Annotated in this window: 20 protein-coding genes and 1 pseudogene; 9 read left to right on the forward strand and 12 right to left on the reverse strand. The window is 69.9% G+C overall.

The features are described from left to right. The first annotated feature begins 5 nt into the window (after window positions 1-5). Window positions 6-896: a phenylalanine 4-monooxygenase gene (gene phhA, locus ABD104_RS15355; RefSeq protein WP_343927769.1), complete on the forward strand. Its 891-nt coding sequence runs from the start codon at window positions 6-8 to the stop codon at window positions 894-896. A 1-nt stretch (window position 897) separates the two neighbouring features. Beyond that, window positions 898-1,605, forward strand: coding sequence for an SDR family NAD(P)-dependent oxidoreductase (locus tag ABD104_RS15360; RefSeq protein WP_338617568.1), 708 nt, complete (start codon window positions 898-900; stop codon window positions 1,603-1,605). A gap of 7 nt (window positions 1,606-1,612) precedes the next feature. Here the strand turns inward: ABD104_RS15360 and ABD104_RS15365 are convergent, their stop codons facing one another. From ABD104_RS15365 to ABD104_RS15375, 3 genes are all read right to left on the reverse strand, one after another. Continuing rightward, window positions 1,613-2,548 (reverse strand): TIGR03571 family LLM class oxidoreductase, encoded by a 936-nt coding sequence (locus tag ABD104_RS15365; RefSeq protein ID WP_087837584.1) that lies wholly within the window; start codon window positions 2,546-2,548, stop codon window positions 1,613-1,615. Window positions 2,549-2,555: 7 nt separating this feature from the next. Further along, the gene (locus tag ABD104_RS15370; RefSeq protein WP_087837585.1) at window positions 2,556-3,248 is read right to left on the reverse strand and encodes a substrate-binding domain-containing protein; all 693 of its coding nucleotides are present in this window, start codon (window positions 3,246-3,248) and stop codon (window positions 2,556-2,558) included. Window positions 3,249-3,346: 98 nt separating this feature from the next. Continuing rightward, complete coding sequence (locus ABD104_RS15375) at window positions 3,347-3,700, reverse strand: VOC family protein (protein WP_087837586.1); 354 nt, start codon at window positions 3,698-3,700, stop codon at window positions 3,347-3,349. A gap of 167 nt (window positions 3,701-3,867) precedes the next feature. Between ABD104_RS15375 and ABD104_RS15380 the strand changes: the two genes are divergently transcribed. Next, window positions 3,868-5,112 (forward strand): DUF445 domain-containing protein, encoded by a 1,245-nt coding sequence (locus ABD104_RS15380; RefSeq protein WP_087837666.1) that lies wholly within the window; start codon window positions 3,868-3,870, stop codon window positions 5,110-5,112. Window positions 5,113-5,128: 16 nt separating this feature from the next. On the opposite strand, the pseudogene ABD104_RS30335 reads toward ABD104_RS15380, so the two are convergent. From ABD104_RS30335 to ABD104_RS15410, 5 genes and pseudogenes are all read right to left on the reverse strand, one after another. Beyond that, window positions 5,129-6,674 (reverse strand): annotated as a pseudogene (locus tag ABD104_RS30335) (MFS transporter). A gap of 7 nt (window positions 6,675-6,681) precedes the next feature. After that, window positions 6,682-7,962 (reverse strand): RNA polymerase sigma factor, encoded by a 1,281-nt coding sequence (locus tag ABD104_RS15395; RefSeq protein WP_343927771.1) that lies wholly within the window; start codon window positions 7,960-7,962, stop codon window positions 6,682-6,684. 4 nt (window positions 7,963-7,966) lie between these two features. Next, window positions 7,967-8,374: a VOC family protein gene (locus ABD104_RS15400; protein ID WP_087837589.1), complete on the reverse strand. Its 408-nt coding sequence runs from the start codon at window positions 8,372-8,374 to the stop codon at window positions 7,967-7,969. Between the two features lie 26 nt (window positions 8,375-8,400). Further along, window positions 8,401-8,811, reverse strand: a complete 411-nt coding sequence (locus ABD104_RS15405; protein WP_130357005.1) for a YciI family protein — start codon at window positions 8,809-8,811, stop codon at window positions 8,401-8,403. A 115-nt stretch (window positions 8,812-8,926) separates the two neighbouring features. Continuing rightward, window positions 8,927-9,280: a YciI family protein gene (locus ABD104_RS15410; protein ID WP_130357006.1), complete on the reverse strand. Its 354-nt coding sequence runs from the start codon at window positions 9,278-9,280 to the stop codon at window positions 8,927-8,929. 252 nt (window positions 9,281-9,532) lie between these two features. Between ABD104_RS15410 and ABD104_RS15415 the strand changes: the two genes are divergently transcribed. Continuing rightward, a complete protein-coding gene (locus ABD104_RS15415) occupies window positions 9,533-10,543 on the forward strand; it encodes a Bug family tripartite tricarboxylate transporter substrate binding protein (RefSeq protein ID WP_343927772.1) in 1,011 nt (336 codons plus the stop codon). 5 nt (window positions 10,544-10,548) lie between these two features. Then, entirely contained in the window at window positions 10,549-11,889 is a 1,341-nt protein-coding gene (locus ABD104_RS15420; RefSeq protein ID WP_087837668.1) for an amidohydrolase family protein, read from the forward strand. Window positions 11,890-11,919: 30 nt separating this feature from the next. Here the strand turns inward: ABD104_RS15420 and ABD104_RS15425 are convergent, their stop codons facing one another. After that, on the reverse strand, window positions 11,920-12,828 hold the full coding sequence (locus ABD104_RS15425) for a LysR family transcriptional regulator (RefSeq protein WP_343927773.1): 909 nt from the start codon (window positions 12,826-12,828) through the stop codon (window positions 11,920-11,922). A gap of 81 nt (window positions 12,829-12,909) precedes the next feature. Continuing rightward, window positions 12,910-13,488, reverse strand: a complete 579-nt coding sequence (locus tag ABD104_RS15430) for a type 1 glutamine amidotransferase domain-containing protein (protein WP_087837669.1) — start codon at window positions 13,486-13,488, stop codon at window positions 12,910-12,912. Window positions 13,489-13,629: 141 nt separating this feature from the next. On the opposite strand from ABD104_RS15430, the gene ABD104_RS15435 reads away from it, so the two are divergent. Together ABD104_RS15435 and ABD104_RS15440 are read left to right on the forward strand one after the other, a co-directional pair. Next, complete coding sequence (locus ABD104_RS15435) at window positions 13,630-14,262, forward strand: OmpW/AlkL family protein (RefSeq protein WP_087837593.1); 633 nt, start codon at window positions 13,630-13,632, stop codon at window positions 14,260-14,262. Between the two features lie 58 nt (window positions 14,263-14,320). Beyond that, on the forward strand, window positions 14,321-15,760 hold the full coding sequence (locus ABD104_RS15440; protein WP_343927774.1) for an MFS transporter: 1,440 nt from the start codon (window positions 14,321-14,323) through the stop codon (window positions 15,758-15,760). A gap of 25 nt (window positions 15,761-15,785) precedes the next feature. Here the strand turns inward: ABD104_RS15440 and ABD104_RS15445 are convergent, their stop codons facing one another. Both ABD104_RS15445 and ABD104_RS15450 read right to left on the reverse strand, forming a co-directional pair. Then, a complete protein-coding gene (locus tag ABD104_RS15445) occupies window positions 15,786-16,388 on the reverse strand; it encodes an SRPBCC family protein (protein WP_087837594.1) in 603 nt (200 codons plus the stop codon). 138 nt (window positions 16,389-16,526) lie between these two features. Further along, window positions 16,527-16,898, reverse strand: coding sequence for an acyl-CoA thioesterase (locus tag ABD104_RS15450; RefSeq protein WP_343927801.1), 372 nt, complete (start codon window positions 16,896-16,898; stop codon window positions 16,527-16,529). A gap of 174 nt (window positions 16,899-17,072) precedes the next feature. On the opposite strand from ABD104_RS15450, the gene ABD104_RS15455 reads away from it, so the two are divergent. Both ABD104_RS15455 and aspA read left to right on the forward strand, forming a co-directional pair. Continuing rightward, window positions 17,073-17,984, forward strand: a complete 912-nt coding sequence (locus ABD104_RS15455) for a LysR family transcriptional regulator (RefSeq protein WP_343927775.1) — start codon at window positions 17,073-17,075, stop codon at window positions 17,982-17,984. Window positions 17,985-18,134: 150 nt separating this feature from the next. Continuing rightward, window positions 18,135-19,568 (forward strand): aspartate ammonia-lyase, encoded by a 1,434-nt coding sequence (gene aspA / locus ABD104_RS15460; protein WP_087837596.1) that lies wholly within the window; start codon window positions 18,135-18,137, stop codon window positions 19,566-19,568. Window positions 19,569-19,598 lie beyond the last annotated feature (30 nt).

Here is a 19,598-nt window from a genome sequence, read left to right on the forward strand (position 1 = left end):
CCAGGATGAAGCACCCATCGACCGCGCCCAAGCACGGTCTTGCCGCCGGCGACGCGGGCCGGCCGGAGCGGGCGGACTGGACCATAGACCAGGGCTGGGAGCGCTACACCCAGGAAGAGCACGCCGTCTGGAGGTTCCTGTTCGAGCGGCAGTCCAGGCTGGTGCCGGGCCGCGCCTGCCGCGAGTTCGAGGAGGGCATGCGCGACCTGCCCATAGGCGCGGACCAGATTCCCGATTTCCGCCGCCTGAGCGACGTGCTGTCGCGGCGCACCGGCTGGCAGGTGGTGGCCGTGCCCGGCCTGGTGCCCGACGACGTGTTCTTCGAGCACCTGGCCAACCGGCGTTTTCCCGCCGGGCAGTTCATCCGCCGCGCCGACCAGCTCGACTACCTGGAAGAGCCCGATGTCTTCCACGACGTCTTCGGTCACGTGCCCATGCTGATGAACCCCATCCTGGCGGATTTCGTGCAGGCCTACGGCGAAGGCGGGCTGCGTGCCCAGCGCATGGGTGTGCTGCCCAACCTGGCGCGCGTGTACTGGTACACCGTGGAGTTCGGCCTGGTGCAGCAGACCGAGGGGTTGCGCATCTACGGCTCGGGCATCATCTCGTCGTACGCGGAAAGCCTGTTCGCGCTGGCAGACCCCTCGCCCAACCGGGTCCGCTTCGAACTGGAGCGCGTGATGCGGACGCGCTATCGCATCGACGATTTCCAGGAAACCTATTTCGTGCTGCACGACCTGGAAGAACTGCTGGAGCTCGCGCGGGTCGATTTCGCGCCCGTCTACGAGCGCGTACGCCAGCAATCCGAACTGGAGCCGGGCATCCTGCTGCCGGGGGACGATATCATGACCCGGGGCACGGGCGTTTACCATGCCGCGCGGGCGGAAGGGAACTGACATGGCATCGACACATACGGGGCGGCGCACGGTCATGGTCACCGGCGCGGCTGGAACGTTGGGCGGCGCCGTTGCCGCCGCCTTTGCCGCCGAGGGCGCCAACCTGGTGCTGCTGGACCGCCGCGAGGCGCAACCGCCGGCGGGGCTGGGCGCGGCCTCGTGCCTGATCGCGCCGGTGGATCTGCTGGATGCCGGGCAGGTCGCGGATGCGGCGGACCGCGCGCGGGACCGCTTCGGCGCGATCGACGTGCTGTGCAACATCGCCGGCGGTTTCCGCATGGGCGAGGCCGTGCACGAGACCCGCGACGCCACCTGGGATTTCCTGCTGGACCTGAACGCCCGCAGCATCGTCCATACCGCGCGCGCCGTCGTGCCCGGCATGGTGGCACGGGGTGAAGGCCGGATCGTCAACGTCGCCGCCCATGCCGCCTTGCGCGGCACGGCCGGCATGGGCGCCTATTGCGCCTCGAAAAGCGCGGTCATGCGGCTGACCGAGTCCATGGCCGCGGAGTTGCGCGAGCGGGGCATCAACGTCAATTGCGTCATGCCCACCATCATCGATACGCCCGAGAACCGGCGCGACATGCCGGATGCCGATCCCGCGCGCTGGGTGGCGCCGGCCGACCTGGCCGAAGTGATCCGCTTCCTGGCTTCGCCGGCGGCCCGCGCCGTCCACGGCGCGGCATTGCCGGTGACGGGCCTGTCCTGAAGGCCGTTCAGGACAGCTCGGCGTTCAGCGGGGCCAGCTCGGCGATGACATCCGGCAGCGGCCGGGCGCCTGCGGGCAGGTTCAGGCTGACATGGTGGGTGCCGGCTTCGCGCATGCGCGCCAGGATGCCGGCCAGCGCCCGTGCGCCGGTGCGATAGCCCAGTTCGATGGCTTCGGCCGGGGCTTCGGGGCGGTCCAGCAGTTCCACGCGCATGGCGACGCCGAAGGCACGGAACTGGCCCGGCGCGGCGCGTTCCACCGCCTGGCGCCACATCCCGTGGCGGCCGCGCTGTACTTCCGGCGGACGGTGGTAGGTGGTCCAGCCCACCGCGTGGCGGGCGATCCAGTCCAGGCTCTGGCCGGCCGAACCGACGGCCAGCATGGGCACGGGCGTGGCGGGGAGCGGCCGCAGGCTGAAGGCCACGGGCGGATCGTCCTGCACGTCGGGCACGACGCGCGGCGGGGTCCCCAGCGCGGCCGACAGTTGTTCCCAGCGCGCGCGGAAATCCTCGCGCCGGGTGGCGGCATCACGGCCGAACGCCAGGTATTCGGGCGGCCGGTCGCCCGATCCCAGTCCCAGCACGAAGCGTCCCGGCGCCAGCGAGGCGATCGAGACGGCGCCCTTGGCGACGTGCAGCGGATGGCGCAGCGTCAGCACGACGGCACCCGTCACGAGGCCGATGCGCCGGGTGCGCGCGGCCAGCGCGCCCAGCCATGTCCACGGATCGAGATGGCCGATGGCTTCGGGATAACCGGGATGGTTCAGCGGCACGTCGCGCACCCACAGCGCGGCGAAACCCGCCGATTCGGCCTGGGCCGCCAGTTCCAGTTGATGGTGGAAATCGACTTCGCGCCGGCCGGCATGTTCGGCGGCGTCGACCCAGGGCAGGGCCAGTCCCAGCGTCAGCCGGTCGGCCTGGAACAGGGACGCCGCGGCGTTCATGGCGGCCCTAGGCGGGGTCCATGCCGTTCTTGCGCTTGATCTCGGCCGCGTCGGCGCTGGCCATGAAGGCCAGCAGTTCGCGCACGGTGTCCTGCCGGGTGCAGGTGGCGGCCACGCCGGCGGAGAAGGTGGTCATGACCTGCAGGCCGGGGGGCAGGGGACCCACGATGTCGATGCCCGGCACGTTCATCATTTCGCTCAGTTGCTGGAATCCGAGATCGACTTCGCCCTTGGCGATCAGGGTCCCCACCGGGATGCCGGGCTTGGCCTGGACGGTGCGGTCCTTGATCTGGTCGGCGATGCCCCAGCGTTCGAACAGTTTGGACAGGTAGACGCCGCTGGGACCGGTGGAGTAGCCGATGGTGCCAGCGTCCAGCACGGCCTGCCTGAGGGCGGTTTCGGAGCCGATGTCCGGGCGCGGCGCGCCGGCGCGCACGGCCACGTAGACGCCCGATACGACCAGGTCCACGCGGCTGCCCGCCACGATATGCCCGGCTTCGGTCATCTGGTCGATGACGTTGGCGGCCAGCACGACGGCGTCCAGGGCTTCGCCGGACTGCACGCGCCGGGCGGCATCGACGCCGCCGACGGATTCCACGAGGATGTCCTGCTGTGCGTGCGATTGCTGGAATTGGGCGACGAGATCGGCAAGCAGCTGCTTGGTTGCCATCGAGGAAAGGATGTGGATCTGGGATGCCATGGTTTGCGTCCTGTGAGTCGGCGGCCGGCACGGCCCTGCCGGCAGATTAGAACATAGGGGCGTCGCGCGTCGGGACGCCTGCTCGGCCGGGTGCCGGCCTACGAGCGATGCGTCAGGATGTTGACCAGATTGCCGAACGGGTCGCGCACGTAGAAGCGCCGCACGCCCCAGGCTTCGTCGCAGGGCCCGTAGACGATCTCGGCCCCGTGCGCGCGGGCGCGGGCCAGCACGTCGTCCACGTCGTCGACCTCGATGGACAGCGCCGGCACGGGCGTGCCCGAACCGCCTTCGCTGGCCACGCTGACCTGGGGCGTCTGGCTGCCGCCGGACGCGAAGGTCATGAGCCAGCCGTGGTCCATGACCACGTCCAGGCCCAGCAGCCTGCCGTAGAACTCCCGCGCGAGGGCGGGGTCGGGGGTGGAGAGATTGGCGACGATGCGGCGGACGGTCATGGCGGTCGTGCTCCGGAAGCGAATCTTGACCGGAGATTCTATCGCCCGCGACCCCCGCGGCTGGAAGCGCGCCGCGGCCGTGGGTAAAGTGGAGGCTTGCCCACCGAAGCACCGCCGTCTTGAATCCTTCCCCATCCGCCGATCCCCGCCTGGCCCGCCTGCGCCGCATGAAACTGGGCGCGCTGGGCCTGCTTGCCGCGTCGTTGGCGGGTTTCGGGCTCAGCCATGCGATGGGCGGGCAGGGCGCCTGGGCCTGGGTCCGGGCCTTCTGCGAGGCCGCCACGGTGGGCGCGCTGGCCGACTGGTTCGCCGTGGTGGCGCTGTTCAAGCGGCCGCTGGGCCTGCCGATTCCCCACACCGCCATCGTTCCCGCCAACCAGGCGCGCCTGGGGGACAACCTGGCCGTGTTCGTGCGCGATCATTTCCTGGCGCCCGACGCGCTGCTGGCCAGGCTCCAGGTATTCGACCCGGCCAGCCGGCTGGGCGCATGGCTGAGCGAGCCGGCCCAGGCGCGCATGGCGGCGGGCATGGCGCGCACGTGGCTGTCGCAGGCGCTGGACCTGCTGGACGAGCGGGTCGTGCGCGAGGCCATCCAGTCTTTCGTCGTCGCCCGCCTGCGGGCCTGGGATGCCGGGGCGACGGCGGGAGAGGTGCTGGGATTGCTGACGCGCGACGGCCGCCATCATCAATTGCTGGACGAGGCCCTGCGGCGCCTGGGGGGCTACCTGGACGACGAGGGCGTCAAGGAGCGGGTGTCGGATCTGATGGTGAAATACGCGCGCAAGGAATGGCCCAGGATCGTCGGGACCGTGAACCTGGTGAAACCGGTCGAAGGGATCGCCGACAATCTGGCGGACCGGCTGGCGCGCGCGCTGCTGGATGAACTGCACGAGGTGTTGTCGCGGCCCGATCATCCGCTGCGCCAGGACTACGAGGCCTGGGTGGCGGACTACGTGGCGCGGCTGCGCGACGATCCGCAATTGCGCGAGCAGATCGACGGCATCAAGTCGCGGCTGATCGATCACCCCTCGGTGCAGGCGTACGTGCAGGGGCTGTGGGCAGAGATCCACGCGGCCCTGCGCCGCAACCTGGATGCGCAGGACTCGCCGCTGGCGCGGCACCTGGAGCAGAGCCTGCTGGGACTGGGCCGCCAGCTGGCCGCCAATCCCGCCCTGCGCGAAGCGATCAACGAACATGTCATGACCGGCGCGCGCAGCCTGGCGGCCCGGCTGCGCGAAGGGGTCACCGAGCATATCGCCCAGACCGTCAGGGGCTGGGACGAAAAGCGGCTGGTGCAGGCGCTGGAGCTGAGCGTGGGCCCCGACCTGCAATACATCCGCTACAACGGCACGCTGGTGGGCGGGCTGATCGGGATCGGCCTGCACGCGCTGGTGCTCGCCTTCGGCGGCTGAGCGGCGGCCGGCCGCGCTACGCCGCGTCGTCGCGCAGTGCCTGGGCGCGGGCGGATCCGCCGCGCAGGATGCAGGCCGCGGCCACGGCCGCGCACAGTGTCAGTACGGCGCCGACCGCCGCGGAGAGTTGCAGCGCATCGACGAACGCCCCGCGCGCCACCGCCAGCATGGCGTCGGCCTGCGGCGTGGGCAGCGCATGCGCCGCCGCCACCGCGGCGCCCAGCGTCGACGAGGCGGTCTCGGCTACTTGCGCCGGGATGCCCTCCGGCATGCCCGCCGATAGGCCGGAACGGTAGATCATCGTGCCCATGCTGCCGAATACCGCGATGCCGAGCGCGCCGCTGAATTCGGCGCTGGTTTCGGAGATGGCCGAGGCCGAGCCCGCCCGCTGCGGCGGCGCCGAGGTGATGATCATCTCGTTGCCGATGGTGAACACCGGCGCCATGCCCAGACTCATCACGATCAGGCCCGCCATGATGGCTTCGAGTCCGTAGGGGCGGTCGGCCAGCAGCACCATCAGGAAACCGGCGGCGGCCGCGAGCAGTCCGCCCACGAAGATGGACAGCGGCGGCACGCGCCGGGCCAGGCGCGGGGCGAGCAGCGAGCCCGCGACGAAGCCCAGCGCCCAGGGCACGGTGACCAGGCCCGCCCGCAGCGGGTCCAGGCCCAGCACCAGTTGCAGGTACTGCGTGATGAAGATGTAGACGCCGAACATGGCGAGGCAGGACAGCGCGTAGGCGGCGATGGCGGCGCTGAAGGCCGGCCGCATGAACAGGTTCAGGTCCAGCAGCGGATAGGGCAGGCGCCGCTGGCGCCGCACGAAGGCCACGCCCACCGCGAATCCCGCCGCGATGATGGCGGCGGCGGTCCACGACGCGCCGTGCTGGGCGATCTGCTTGAGTCCGTAGATCATCCGCCAGCACGGCGAACAGGGACTGCGCCACGCTGGGCGGGTCGATGCGGCCGGCGTCCGGGTCGCGGTATTCCGGCAGCAGCACCGGGCCGAGCACGAGCAGGAGCAGCATCACCGGCACCGCGACCAGGAAGACCGATCCCCACCAGAAGAATTGCAGCAGCACCCCGCCCACCAGCGGCCCGATGGCGCTGCCCAGCGAGAAGCTGGCGATCCAGACGCCGATGGCGAACTGGCGTTCGTGCTCGTCGTGGAACATGTTGCGGATCAGGGACATGGTCGACGGCGCCAGGGTGGCGCCCGCGATGCCCAGCAGGGCCCGCATGGCGATCAGCATGCCCGCGCTGTCGGAGAAGGCCGCGATGGCCGAGGCGACACCGAATGCCGCGGCGCCGATCAGCAGCAGCTTGCGCCGCCCGATGCGGTCGCCCAGGGTGCCCATGGTGATGAGCAGGCCCGCGACCAGGAAGCCGTAGATGTCGACGATCCACAAGAGCTGCGAGCTGGACGGGTTCAACTGCGCGCTGATGGCGGGCAGGGCGAGGTTGAGCACGGTCAGGTCCATCGCGTAGACCATGCAGGGCAGCGCGATGACGGCCAGCCCTATCCATTCCTTGCGGGTAGCCTTGAGAGACGGGGATGAGGTCATGGAGGAGTCAATGGGAGGGGAGGGCTTGGGCCGCGCGTTCCAGCAGAAGTTCCTGTTCCCGCAGGTTGCGGGTCATGGCGGCGGCGCGCAGGAATTCCTCGCGCGCCTCGGCGTGGCGCCCGAGCTTGTGCAGCAGGTCGCCGCGCACGCTGGGCAGCCAGTGGTAATTCTCCAGGGCCGGCTCCGCGCGCAGCGCGTCCGCCAGCGCCAGCCCGGCGGCGGGACCGAACGCCATGCCGACCGCCACGGCGCGGTTCAGCTCGACCACGGGCGACGGGGCCACCTGCGCCAGGGCGTCGTACAAGGCCACGATGCGTTCCCAGTCGGTCTCGTCCGGCGTCCGGGCCCGGGCATGGCAGGCGGCCAGCGCGGCCTGCAAGGCATAGGGGCCGTGCGCTCCGCCCAGGGCTTCGGCCCGGGCCAGGGCCGCCAGGCCGCGTCGTATCAGCAGCGGGTCCCAGCGCGTGCGATCCTGGTCCATCAGCAGGACGGGGCGCCCGTCGGCGTCGGTGCGGACCGGCAGACGCGAGGCCTGGATCTCCAGCAGCGCGCACAGGCCATGCACCTCGCCCTCGTCCGGTGCCAGTCCCGCCAGTACGCGCGCCAGCCGCAGCGCCTCGCCGCACAGCGCCGGCCGCACCCAGTCGTCGCCGGCCGTGGCCGAATAGCCCTCGTTGAAGACCAGGTAGATCACTTCCAGTACCGAGTCCAGGCGGGTCGCGCGCTCATGCGCGTGGGGCACCTCGAACGGCACCCTGGCCGCCGACAGGGTGCGCTTGGCACGCACGATGCGCTGGGCGATGGTGGCCTCGGGCACCAGGAAGGCGCGGGCGATCTCGCCGGCCGTCAAGCCGCCCAGCAGGCGCAGCGTCAGCGCCACGCGGGCGTCGGTGGACAGGACGGGATGGCAGGCGGTGAAGATCAGGCGCAGCAGGTCGTCGCCCACTTCGTCGTCGCGTGCGGCCTCGACCAGGGCCGCCGGATCCGGCGCATGGCCCGCGCCCAGCACTTCGGTCTCGTGGCCGTACTCCTCGTGCTTGCGCGCGTGCAGGGCGGCCTGGCGCAGGCGGTCCAGCGCCCGGTTCTTCGCGGTGGTCATCAGCCAGGCTCCGGGATTGTCCGGCACGCCATCCCCGGGCCATCGCTCCAGCGCGGCCACCAGCGCGTCCTGCGCCAGTTCCTCCGCCAGGCCGACGTCGCGCACCAGCCGCGCGACGCCCGCGATGATGCGGGCCGATTCGATCCGCCAGACGGCTTCGATGGCCCGGTGGGTGGCGGCCTGCGTCACAGGCTCAGCCCTGCTCGACCGTGGCCGGGTCCATGTAGAAGACCTCCCATGCATGGCCGTCCGGGTCGTCGAAGCCATGGCTGTACATGAAGCCGTGGTCCTGCGGAGGCCGCGGCGCCGTGCCGCCGGCGGCCAGGGCCTTGCGCACCATGTCGTCGACGGCCTCCCGGCTGTCGCAGGTCAGGGCCACCAGGACTTCGGTGCTTTCCCGGGCATCACTGATCGGCTTGCTGGCGAAACCGCGGAAAAAATCCGTGGTGAGCAGCATGGCGTAGATGTTCTCGCCGATGACCATGCAGGCGGCCTTTTCGTTGGTGAACTGGGCGTTGAAGGTGAAGCCGAGCTGGCCGAAGAAGGCCTGGGTGCGCGGCAGGTCGGCGACGGGCAGGTTGACGAAGATCTGCTTGTGCATGGCGGGTTCCTTGGAAGATGGGCGCGTTATCGGCTGGTGGTTTCCAGCTTGCGGAAGCGGTCCACCGCTTCGCTCGGGCCGAGGTCGTCCAGCTCGAAGAGCTCGCGCACCTCGATCTCGCCGTCGGCATCCGCCATGGGCGAGGGAAAGCGCCGGGCCCATTCCATGGCTTCCTCGCGCGAGCGGACCTGGATCAGCGTGTAGCCGGCGATCAGTTCCTTGGTCTCGGCGAACGGGCCGTCTATGACCGTACCCTTGCCGGCCCGGTAGCGGACGCGCCAGCCCCGGGACGACGGCTTCAGGCCGTTGGCGTCCAGCAGCACGCCGGCCCTGGCCAGTTCCTCGTGGTAGGCGGTCATCGCGGCCAGCAGGGGTTCCTCGGGCATGACGCCGGCCTCGGTGTCCGCGGTGGCGCGGACGATGATCATGAATCGCATGGCGGTTTCTCCGGTGGTTGCAAGCCCGCACGTGGGCTTCTGACCCTACGACGATCGGCGCGTGCCGGAATCGACATGGCGGAGGCGACCTAGGGAAACTACCAGGTCGAGCGGCTCAGCGATAGCACGGCGCCACTTCCCGGACCTCGACCGTGCACCATTGCGCCGCCGGGCAGGTTTGCGCGATGGCCACCGCTTCCTCGCGCGTGGCGCAGTCCAGCAGGAAGAAGCCGCCTATCATTTCCTTGGCTTCGGCGAAGGGCCCGTCCACCAGGCGTGCACGTCCGTCCTGTTTCCGCACGCGCACGGCGCTGTCCTGCGAGGCCAGCGATTCGGCGGCCAGCAGCAGGCCGCGCGTCTTCAGGTCGGCGCCGAAGGCGACCATGCGGTCGTAGAGTTCGCGGCCGGCCTCCTCGCTGCGTTCGGCGCGCTGGCCGGTGGGTTCGACGATGAGCAGCATGTAGGCCATGGGGACTCGCAAGAGAGGGCCGCGGGACGCGGCCGGCGAAGGCGGAGCGCCCGATTCTTGCAGATTTCGCGTCTTTTTTCATGACAGCGTGTAAGCGCGGCGGGAGCACGTATTTAGATGGCCAACTGATAGAACTACAAATTTTTCTCGTTTGCCTGTCCCGCCGCCCGCGGGTGAAATGCCTGCCATGTCGCCGCGGGACATCGGAAGGCGGGCCTTGCTTTCCGGGCCGTCCGGCGGGAAGGAGAAGTGATGAGGCAAGCAAGTACAGCGGCGGCGCAGGGTCGCCGCCGGTGGCTGGCGGCATGTGCCGCGGCCCTGGGCGTCGCGGCCGCGGGGCCGGCGATGGGGCAGCCGGCCTGGCCGGCGCGGCCGGTGCGCATCGTCGTGCCCTACGCGCCCGGTGGCGGCGTGGACGTGATCGCCCGGGCCCTGGCCGAACGGCTGGGGCAGAAATGGGGCCGGCCGGTCATCGTCGAGAACAAGCTGGGCGCGGCTTCCATCATCGGCGCCGACGCCGTCGCCAAGGCGGCGCCCGACGGCCACACCCTGCTGGTCACGAGCGAATCGACCATCACCAGCAACCCCTTCCTGTACGAAAAGCTGCCCTACGACGCGGTGCGCGACCTGGCGCCGGTCTCGCAACTGGTCAGCCTGCCGCAGATGGTGCTGGCGCATCCCTCGGTGAAGGCCAATTCGCTCGATGAGCTGGTCGCGCTGGCGAAGGCCCGCCCCGACGAACTGAACTATGCCTCGATGGGATCGGGCAGCCTGCCTCACCTGCTGTTCGAGGGACTGCGGCACAAGACGGGCATACGGATCACCCAGGTGCCCTACAAGGGGATCATGCCGGCCGTGACGGCGCTGCTCGGCGGCGAGGTGCAACTGGCCATGGTGGGCGCGGCCATCGCCGAGCCCCACATCCGCGCGGGCAAGATGAAGCCGCTGGCCATCGCGCGGGCCAGCCGGCTGGCGTCCGAGCCCGACGTGCCTACCCTGGCGGAGGCCGGCTATGCCGACGTCGACCCGCGCGAATCCTGGTTCGGCCTGTTCGCCACCGGCGGCACGCCCGACGCCGTGATCCAGCGCATCCATGCCGACGTGAAGGCGATCGCCGCCGATCCGGAATTCCAGCAGCGCTTCGTGGCCGCGCGCGGCTTCGACCCGGTGTTCTCGGCGCCGGCTGAATTCGCCGCCGCGCTGCGCGACGAAATGCGCCACAAGGAACGCCTGATCCGCCTGACCGGAGCCAAGGCCGACTAATGGGCATGCAGTCAGCAAGATGGCACGAGGCGGCCGGACACGTGTCCGGCCTGCCCGCGCGCGAGGAATTCGTGATACGGGGCGGCCATGTGATGACCATGGCCGACGGCATGGACGACCTGCCCGATGCCGACGTCCATGTCCGCGACGGAACGCTGGTGGCGATCGGCCGCGGACTGCGCGCGCCGGGGGCGCGGGAGCTGGATGCGCGCGGCATGATCGTGATGCCGGGCTTCATCGACACGCACTGGCACCTGTGGAACTGTTCGCTGCGCGCGCTGATCAGCGGCGACGAAGCGGCGCGCGGCTATTTTCCGGTGACCTTGTCCATGGGGCCGCGCTTCACGCCGGACGACTCCTACCACTCGGTGAGGCTGGGGCTGGCCGAGGGCCTGGCGAGCGGTATCACCACGGTCCACAACTGGTCGCACAACACCCGCACGCCCGATCACGCCCGCGCTGAACTGGCGGCCATGCGCAGCCTGGGCATACGGGGCCGCATGGCCTATGGCTGGGGGCAGGACCTGCCGCTGGGGCGCGCGATGGACCTGGATGGCCTGGCGGAAATCGCCCGGGCCGAGGGCGGCGATCCCATGATCCACCTGGGTGCGGCGCTGCGGACGCCGGTATCCAATCCGCGCGGCACCGTGCCCATCGACATCGTGCGCGCCGAGTTCGCGGGCGTGCGACGCCTGGGCCTGCCGATCACCATGCACGCGCGCCCGGGGGTGGTCTCGGTGCTGGACGCGCACGGCCTGCTGGGGCCCGACCTGCAACTGGTGCACCCCCAGGGCGTGTCGCAGCAAGAACAGCTGCGGCTGGCCGCCTGCGGCGTCTCGTTCTCGTGTTCACCGGTGATCGAGGTGTTGTACGCCCAGGCATCGCGCGGGGTGATCCAGTTCCACGAGCTGGAGTGCGCCTGCGTGCGGCAGAGCCTGTCGGTGGACAGTTCGTCGGCCTCGGCCAACGCCGATTTCTTTGCCTGCATGCGCGCCCTGCTGTGGTCGCATCGCCAGCGTTTCGGCGCCGAGGTCCCGCTCACGGCGCGCCGCCTGCTGCGGCTGGCCACGCTGGACGGCGCGCGCGACCTGGGCATCGCGGACCGCGTCGGTTCGCTCGAGGCGGGCAAGCGGGCCGACGTCATCCTGGTCCGCACCACGGACCTGAACATGGCGCCGGTGGCGGACCCGGCCTTCTCGCTGGTCTACTCGGCCCAGCCGGCCAACGTGGATACCGTCATCGTCGACGGGCGGGTCTTGCGCCGGCACGGGCAGTGGACCGCCTGCGATCCCGCGCAGATCGTGCGTGACGCGGCCCAGTCCGTGCGCGAGCTGGCCGCGCGGTGAACGCGCGCCGGCCGCCGGGCCGGCGTGGCGTCAGCCCCGTTCCTCGAACTGCTTGCAGTGGGCCGCCAGGTGGGCGCGGAAGGACGCGGCCGCCGGCGACAGCGAGCGGCCGGGCTGCGTGACCAGTTCGATCTTGCGATACACCACCGGGTCGTGCAGCACGCGAAAGCGCGCGCGCTTCGATCGGGCCAGCAGCCCCGCGTAGGACGGCATGACCGCGATGCCCAGGCCGGCCTCGACCAGGCCGATGGCCGACCACAGGTAGTGCACTTCGAAGCGCGGCTGGGCCGCGATTCCCGACTGGTGCAGCACGCGGTCCATCTGCGGCAGCGATCCGCTCAACTGCGGCACGACGATCATGGGCTGGCTGGCCAGGTCGGCCCATGTCAGGTCCCGTCTCTTTCGCGCCAGCGGCCACGCGCTCGGGATCATGGCGCCCAAAGGGTGCCGCATCAGCAGGCTGCGGTTCAGCTCCACCTCATTGCCGGTGAACACTCCCACGCCCAGGTCGACCTCGCCCTGCTGCACCTGCCGCAGGATGACGTCGACCGGCGCGTCGGACAGGCGGACTTCGATGGCGGGATGGGCGGCCTGGAAGGTGGCGATGGCGTCGGGCAGCAGTGTGGCCGCCATGACCGGCGTGGTCGCCACCGTGACGCGCCCGCGGCGCATCTGCACCAGGTCCTGGGTGCGGCGGATGGCTTGCTCGACTTCGCCCAGGATGCGTTCCGCATGCTGCAGGAATTCGGCGCCGGCCTCGGTGACCGCGAGCTTGCGCGTGGACCGGTCCAGCAACTGCAAGCCCAGCTGGCCTTCGAGTTCGCGCACCAGCAGGCTGGTGGCGGACTGGGTCAGGTGCAGCCGCCGCGAGGCCGCGGTGAAACCGCCGCAATGCACGACTTCGACGAACGCGCGCATCTGGCGCAGGGTCACATTCATACGGCGGCGCTACCTATACTTGCCTGGTCGCGGCAAGTATAGGGGTTGCCGGCCGCCCCCGCGCCGGGCACATACCCGGGGTCAGGTAGGCTGCGCGCCCGATGGCGTGTCGGCGCTCTCGACGTTGGACAGCGCGGCGATCAGCTTCGCGTTGAATGCCGGCAGGTCGTCGGGCTTGCGGCTGGTGATGAGGTTGCCGTCCAGCACGACTTCCTCGTCCACCCACTGCCCGCCGGCATTGCGGATGTCGTCCTGCAACGATGGCCAACTGGTCAGTTGCCGGCCATCGACCATGCCGGCCGACACCAGCAGCCACGGGCCGTGGCAGATGACGGCCACCGGCTTGCCCGTGTCGTGCAGCGCCTGCACGAAGCGCTGCGCGCCCTTGTCGGTGCGGATGACGTCCGCGTTGAAGACGCCGCCGGGCACGACCACGCCGGCGTAGCGGGTGGGGTCGGCGTCGTTCCAGCTCGCCTCCACGCGGAAGCGGTCGGCCTTCTCGTCATGCTTCATGCCCCGGATCTCGCCGGCCTGGGCGGAAAGAATGTGCACCGTGGCACCCGCGCGTTCCAGCGCTTCCTTCGGGCTCGTCAGTTCGACCTGTTCGAAATTGTCGGTTGCCACGATGGCAACGGTGAGTCCTTGCAACGGCTTGGCCATGTCGATCTCCATAGTGGGGCGCCGCGTGGGCAGCCGGATGCCCCAGCAAGCGGCGTGCCCGAGGGCGGCTTGATCTGGGACAAGGCGCGCGGGGCGAGGGGCTGCCAAGCTGGAGCCTCATCGTTCGATATGGAGCTCCTCATGTTTTCCCGCCGCACGCCGCCCATCCTGCTTGCCGCCCTTCTTGCCGCGGCGTTTTCGGCCGCGCAGGCGCACGAAGCCGGCGACTGGCTGCTCAAGGCCGGCATCAGCCAGGTCCGGCCGAAATCGGACAACGGCACCGTCCTGAACGGGGCCGTGCGCCTGGACGCCGGCAATTCGACGCGGCCCAGCGCCAGTCTGACCTACATGGCCACCCGCAACGTCGGGATCGAGCTGCTGGCCGCCGTACCCTTCCGGCACGACATCGGCGCTTCCGGCGCGGTGGGCGGCAACATCGGTTCGTCCCGGCAACTGCCGCCCACGCTTAGCGTGCAATGGCACTTCCTGCCCGATTCGCAGGTGCAGCCCTATGTCGGCCTGGGCGTGAACTACACGCGCTTCTTCCACACCCGGGCCGCGGGCGCCCTGGCCGGCCAGGACCTGAGCCTGGGCGACTCGTGGGGGCTGGCAGCGCAGGTAGGGGTGGACGTGAAGATGGGCGAGCGCTGGTTCCTGAACGCCAGCCTGCGCTACATCGACATTTCGTCCAAGGTGAAGCTGAACGGCAGCCAGATCGGCAAGGCGCGCATCGATCCGTGGGTGCCGACCATCGCTATCGGCTATCGCTTTTGAACGGCGGGCCATTGGGGGGTAGGGGTATACCCGGGGCGCGGTATATGATTATGCGCAAATGTCCGAGAACCCGCCGCACCCGCCATCTCCGCCCGGGAACGCCAGTCCCCACCCGCCTTCCGACCTCGCTTCACCGGTAGAAGACCAGCGCCAACTGATCCTGGCGCTGATCGGCATCTGCGCGGTCGTGATGCTGGTGGCGCTGGATTCGACCATCGTCGGCACCACGCTGCCGCGCGTGGTGGCCGAACTGGGCGGCATGCCGCTTTACGCCTGGGTCGGCACCGGATATCTGCTGGCCTCGGCCATCGTCATTCCCATCTTCGGCCGCCTGGGCGACCTGTTCGGACGCAAGTACTTCATCCTCGTCTCGCTGGGCCTGGTGTCGCTGGGCTCGGTGCTGTGCGGCATCAGCCAGTCGATGCCGCAACTGATCGCGGCCCGCACCTTGCAGGGCGTGGGCGGCGGCATGATGATCGCCACCGCCTTCGCGGCGCCCGCCGACCTGTTTCCCGATGCCATGCGGCGGGTGCGCTGGCAGGCCCTGATCTCGACGTCGTTCGCGGTGGCCAGCGGCGTGGGGCCGCTGCTGGGCGGGGCGATCACCGAATCCTTCGGCTGGCGGGCGGCGTTCTTCGTCAGCCCGGTGATGGGGGTGATCGCCTTCGTGATGCTGTGGCGGTATTTCCCGCCGCTCAAGCCCCGGCACGACACGCCGCCGCGCATAGACTGGCTGGGCGGGGCGCTGCTGGCGCTGGCCGTGGGCACGCCCATGGCGGCGCTCGAGCTGGGCTTCTCCACCCACCCGCGTCCGGTGCTGGGCCTGGTGTTCCTGGCTGTGGCCGCCGTGTCGGTCTTCCTGCTCGTCTGGTACGAGCGCCGCCTGGAACAGCCCATGTTCCCGTTGCGCGTGCTCGAGCGCAGGGAGTCGCGCCTGTTGAACGTCGTCGGCGTGATGACCGGCGCGGTGATGTTCATCCTGATCTACTACGGCCCGCTGCTGCTGCAGGTGGAGGTGGGGCTGAGCCCCACCCAGGCGGGCATGATCCTCGCGCCGCTGGTGGCCTGCATACCGGTGGGCAGCGTCATCAACGGGCGCCTGTTCCCGCGCCAGAGCCAGCCTCAGCGGCTGATGGTGTTCGGCGCGCTGCTGCTGGCCGTGGGCTGCCTGGGCGTGATGTTCCTGGAGCGCGGATCGTCCATGGCCTTCGCCGTGGTCTCGTTCGGCCTGGCCGGCGTGGGCATGGGCTTCATCATCCCCAACCTGACGCTGTTCATGCAGATGATCGCCGAGCGCCGCGACGTGGGCGTGGCCTCGGCGCTGATCCAGACTATGCGCACCCTGGGCAGCGCGGTGGGCACCGCGCTGGTGGGGCTGGTCATCGCCCGCACGTCGGTCAATACCGGCATCGAGGCCGGCATGGTGATGGCCATCGTGTTCTGCGTCGCGATGATGGCCCTGTCCCAGCGCATCAAGATGAAGAACGTGCGCCGCTGAACGCCGCGGCGCGCCGTTGCCGCGCTCAGTGCAGGAAGGTGTGGTAGACCACCAGGCCCGCGATGACGGCCAGCGCGGCCAGCCACGACAGCCGGTTGACCCATTGCGAGGGCAGGTGCAGGGCATGCGCGCCGCCGGCGGCCATCGGCCTGGCCACGCGCGGCGGACGGGGCGCGGGACGTTCCAGCGCCCGGCACGCGCAGACCGAGAACAGCGCGAAGAAGTTGTCCATCATCTTGCGCGCGATCTTCTCGGCCTGGTCCGTGCGCAACTGGGCGAGCTTGCCTTCCAGGTCGGCGTGGGCGGTGTACGAGACCCGCGTGCCGTCGCCTTCCGGCGTCAGCCGGATGTCGGCGTAACCCTTGGCCGATCCGGCCACGCCGCCTTCCCCCTCGAAAGTGAGGTGGTAGGAGTCCTGGGGCCGGATGTCGGTCAGCTGCAGCCGGCCGTGGAAGCGGGCCGACAGCGGGCCGACCTCGGCCCGCAGGTTGACCCGGTATTCGTTTTCGGAGAGGCGCTCGACCTTTTCGCATCCGCTGATACAGACCTTGAGGGTCTCGGGAGCGACGAGCTTGTTCCAGGTGCGTTCCTGGGACGCTGGAATCAGGCGCGAACCGGATATGTCCATGGTGAGTCTCCTTCGCCTTGGGGGCAGGGCCTGCGTGCCTGCCGTGTTGGCTGGCCGGCCGGTCTGTGCCGGCTGGGCTGGGGCGGTGACGTCCTTGTGGTCAATGTGCCACTAATCGCCATGGGTGTCCAGACGGGTTCAGTCCGCGCGCAGGCCCGGCAGGGGACGCGGGCGCCGCTGGTGGTCGGTCGCCACGTAGACCAGGGTGGCCTCGGTGACCTTGACGACTTCCGAGTTGAGGCGGATGCGTTCGGCGTAGACCTCGACCGCGACCGTGATCGAGGTGCGGCCGGTCTTGACGATGTGGGCGTAGAAGCTGAGCAGGTCGCCCACGAACACCGGTTCCTTGAACACGAACGAGGTCACGGCCACGGTGGCGACGCGGCCGTTGGCGCGGCCCTGGGCGGGCACCGACCCGGCAAGGTCGACCTGGGCCATGATCCAGCCCCCGAACACGTCGCCCGACGGGTTGGAGTCGGCGGGCATGGGGATGACGCGCAGCACCGGCATCTGGCCGGCGGGCAGCGAATTGGGGGCAGGGGGCGGGTAGGGGAGCGAATCGGTCACGCTGGACTCCACGAAGATGGTCGGTGCGGCGCGGGGCCATGCGGCAAGTGTATGCCCGGCCGGGCGCGGCACCGGCCCCACGGTACAATTTCCGCCGGTTCCTCCACGGTTGCAAGCATGGAAGCCAAGTGGCTCGAAGATTTCATCGCGCTGGCCGAGACCCGTTCGTTTTCGCGGGCGGCCGAGCTGCGACACATCACGCAGCCCGCCTTCTCGCGCCGTATCCAGGCCCTGGAGGCCTGGGTCGGCACCGATCTGGTCGACCGCGCCGTCTACCCCACCCGCCTGACGCCCGCCGGCGAGACCTTCCGCGCCGAAGCCATCGCCATGCTGGCCAAGCTGGACGAGACCCGCGCGATGCTGCGGGGCATGCGTCCCGCCTCGCAGGCGGTGATCGACTTCGCCGTGCCCCATACCCTGTCGCTGACCTTCTTCCCGCGCTGGCTGAGCCGTATCCGGGCCGAGGCCGGCCTGCCGGATTTCACGGCCAGGCTGATGGCGCTGAACGTCCATGACGCCGCGATCAGCCTGGTGCAGGGCGGCAGCGACCTGGTCATGGTCTATTACCATCCCCGCCAGCCGGTCCAGCTCGATCCGCGCCACTACGACATGCTGGTGCTGGGCAGCGAGGCGGTCTACCCCTATGCGCGCAGCAAGCCCGACGGCACGCCCGAGTACGTCCTGGGCGGGGGCGGCCCGGTGCCCTACCTGGCCTACGCGCCCAACGCCTACCTGGGCCGCATCGTCGACCTGATCCTGGCGGGCGCCCGGCCCCGGCCGCCGCTGGACGAGCGCTACGAAACCGACATGGCCGAGGGGCTGAAGGCCATGGCGCTCGAGGGGCACGGGGTGGCCTTCCTGCCCGAGAGCGCGGTCAGCCGCGAGGTGGCCGCGCGCCGCCTGGCCTGCGCGGGCGAGGCCTATACCGAGACCATGGAGATCCGGCTCTACCGCGAACGCGCGCCGGCCGGCGCTCCCGCCAAGCCGCTGGTCGACGCCCTTTGGGACTATCTGTCCGCCGCGCGCTGACGCGTCCCTGGCCGCCGGGCATTTTCCTGGCAATGCAAAAAAAACATTGGCCAATGCGAACACGGCATTGGCGCTATCGCGGGGCGCCTGCCTATAGTGTTTTCCATCGGGCGCCGCATGGTGCGGCGGCCTTTCCGATGGACATCGAACATGAGCAGCAATGCCGCTTCCGGCCTCTTCCGCATCGAACACGACCTGCTTGGCGAGCGCGAGATTCCCGCCGACGCCTACTGGGGCATCCATTCCCTGCGCGCCCGCGAGAACTTTCCGATTTCCGGCTCGACCATAGGCGGCCAGGCCGACCTGGTGCGGGCCCTGGCCTGCGTCAAGCTGGCGGCGGCCCGCGCCAACCAGGACCTGGGCGTGCTGCCCGCGGAACGGGCCGGGGCGATCGTCCAGGCCTGCCAGGAGATCATCGAAGGCGCGCTGCACGACCAGTTCATCGTCGACGTGATCCAGGGCGGGGCCGGCACCTCGACCAACATGAACGCCAACGAGGTCATCGCCAATCGTGCGCTGGAGCTGTTGGGGGCCAGGAAGGGCCAGTACGACGTCCTGCACCCCATCCAGGACGTGAACGCCTCGCAAAGCACCAACGACGTCTATCCGACCGCGCTGCGCATCGCGATGTGCTTTTCCTTGCAGCGCCTGCTGGTGGCCATGGCCGAACTGCGCGGCGCCTTCGAGGCCAAGGCGCTGGAGTTCGACGACGTGCTGAAGATGGGGCGCACGCAGTTGCAGGACGCGGTGCCGATGACGCTGGGCCAGGAGTTCCTGACCTATGCCGTCATGCTGGGCGAGGACGAGGCGCGGCTGGGCGAGGCCCGGACGCTGATGGTGGAAGTGAACCTGGGCGCGACCGCCATCGGTACCGGCATCAATACCGATCCCGACTACAGCCCGCTGGCGGTGCGGTACCTGGCCGAGATCACGGGGCTGCCGCTGGTGCGCGCGGCGAACATGATCGAGGCGACGCAGGACACGGGCGCGTTCGTGCAGTTGTCCGGCGTCCTGAAGCGCGTGGCCTGCAAGCTGTCCAAGACCTGCAACGACCTGCGGCTGCTGTCGTCGGGACCGCAGTCGGGGCTGAACGAGATCAACCTCCCGGAGCGCGCGGCGGGCAGCTCCATCATGCCGGGGAAGGTGAACCCCATCATTCCGGAAGTGGTCAACCAGGTGGCCTTCGAGGTCATCGGCAACGACATGACGATCACGATGGCGTCCGAAAGCGGCCAGCTGCAGCTCAATGCCTTCGAGCCCATCATCGCGTGGAGCCTGGTCAAGAGCATTTCGCACCTGGAAGCGGCATGCACCACGTTGACGCACAACTGCGTCAAGGGGATCACGGCGAATCGCGAGCGGCTGGCGCAGGCCGTGAAGCGGTCGGCGGGGCTGGCGACGGCCCTGAATCCGGTGCTCGGGTATGAGGCGGCGACGCGGATCGCGCGGGATGCGATGCGGACGGGCCGGCCGGTGGCGGATCTGGTGCTGGAAGCGGGGCTGCTGGATGCGGAGACCCTGGAGCAGGTCCTCAAGCCGGAGGTGTTGACGCGGCCCTACCGGTTCAAGAAAGTGGCGGTTTGAGATGAGGGGTGGTCCGGGAGGGTGACGGCA

It is taken from the genome of Pigmentiphaga daeguensis (assembly GCF_039523035.1).
GTDB classification, from domain to species: domain Bacteria; phylum Pseudomonadota; class Gammaproteobacteria; order Burkholderiales; family Burkholderiaceae_B; genus Pigmentiphaga; species Pigmentiphaga daeguensis.

Coding starts and splice junctions, on each gene's coding strand:
- phhA (WP_343927769.1), top strand. CDS start 6: ATGAAGCACCCATCGACCGCGCCCAAGCACGGTCTTGCCGCCGGCGAC.
- ABD104_RS15360 (WP_338617568.1), top strand. CDS start 898: ATGGCATCGACACATACGGGGCGGCGCACGGTCATGGTCACCGGCGCG.
- ABD104_RS15365 (WP_087837584.1), bottom strand. CDS start 2,548: ATGAACGCCGCGGCGTCCCTGTTCCAGGCCGACCGGCTGACGCTGGGA.
- ABD104_RS15370 (WP_087837585.1), bottom strand. CDS start 3,248: ATGGCATCCCAGATCCACATCCTTTCCTCGATGGCAACCAAGCAGCTG.
- ABD104_RS15375 (WP_087837586.1), bottom strand. CDS start 3,700: ATGACCGTCCGCCGCATCGTCGCCAATCTCTCCACCCCCGACCCCGCC.
- ABD104_RS15380 (WP_087837666.1), top strand. CDS start 3,868: ATGAAACTGGGCGCGCTGGGCCTGCTTGCCGCGTCGTTGGCGGGTTTC.
- ABD104_RS15400 (WP_087837589.1), bottom strand. CDS start 8,374: ATGCACAAGCAGATCTTCGTCAACCTGCCCGTCGCCGACCTGCCGCGC.
- ABD104_RS15405 (WP_130357005.1), bottom strand. CDS start 8,811: ATGCGATTCATGATCATCGTCCGCGCCACCGCGGACACCGAGGCCGGC.
- ABD104_RS15410 (WP_130357006.1), bottom strand. CDS start 9,280: ATGGCCTACATGCTGCTCATCGTCGAACCCACCGGCCAGCGCGCCGAA.
- ABD104_RS15415 (WP_343927772.1), top strand. CDS start 9,533: ATGAGGCAAGCAAGTACAGCGGCGGCGCAGGGTCGCCGCCGGTGGCTG.
- ABD104_RS15420 (WP_087837668.1), top strand. CDS start 10,549: ATGCAGTCAGCAAGATGGCACGAGGCGGCCGGACACGTGTCCGGCCTG.
- ABD104_RS15425 (WP_343927773.1), bottom strand. CDS start 12,828: ATGAATGTGACCCTGCGCCAGATGCGCGCGTTCGTCGAAGTCGTGCAT.
- ABD104_RS15430 (WP_087837669.1), bottom strand. CDS start 13,488: ATGGCCAAGCCGTTGCAAGGACTCACCGTTGCCATCGTGGCAACCGAC.
- ABD104_RS15435 (WP_087837593.1), top strand. CDS start 13,630: ATGTTTTCCCGCCGCACGCCGCCCATCCTGCTTGCCGCCCTTCTTGCC.
- ABD104_RS15440 (WP_343927774.1), top strand. CDS start 14,321: ATGTCCGAGAACCCGCCGCACCCGCCATCTCCGCCCGGGAACGCCAGT.
- ABD104_RS15445 (WP_087837594.1), bottom strand. CDS start 16,388: ATGGACATATCCGGTTCGCGCCTGATTCCAGCGTCCCAGGAACGCACC.
- ABD104_RS15450 (WP_343927801.1), bottom strand. CDS start 16,898: ATGCCGGTGCTGCGCGTCATCCCCATGCCCGCCGACTCCAACCCGTCG.
- ABD104_RS15455 (WP_343927775.1), top strand. CDS start 17,073: ATGGAAGCCAAGTGGCTCGAAGATTTCATCGCGCTGGCCGAGACCCGT.
- aspA (WP_087837596.1), top strand. CDS start 18,135: ATGAGCAGCAATGCCGCTTCCGGCCTCTTCCGCATCGAACACGACCTG.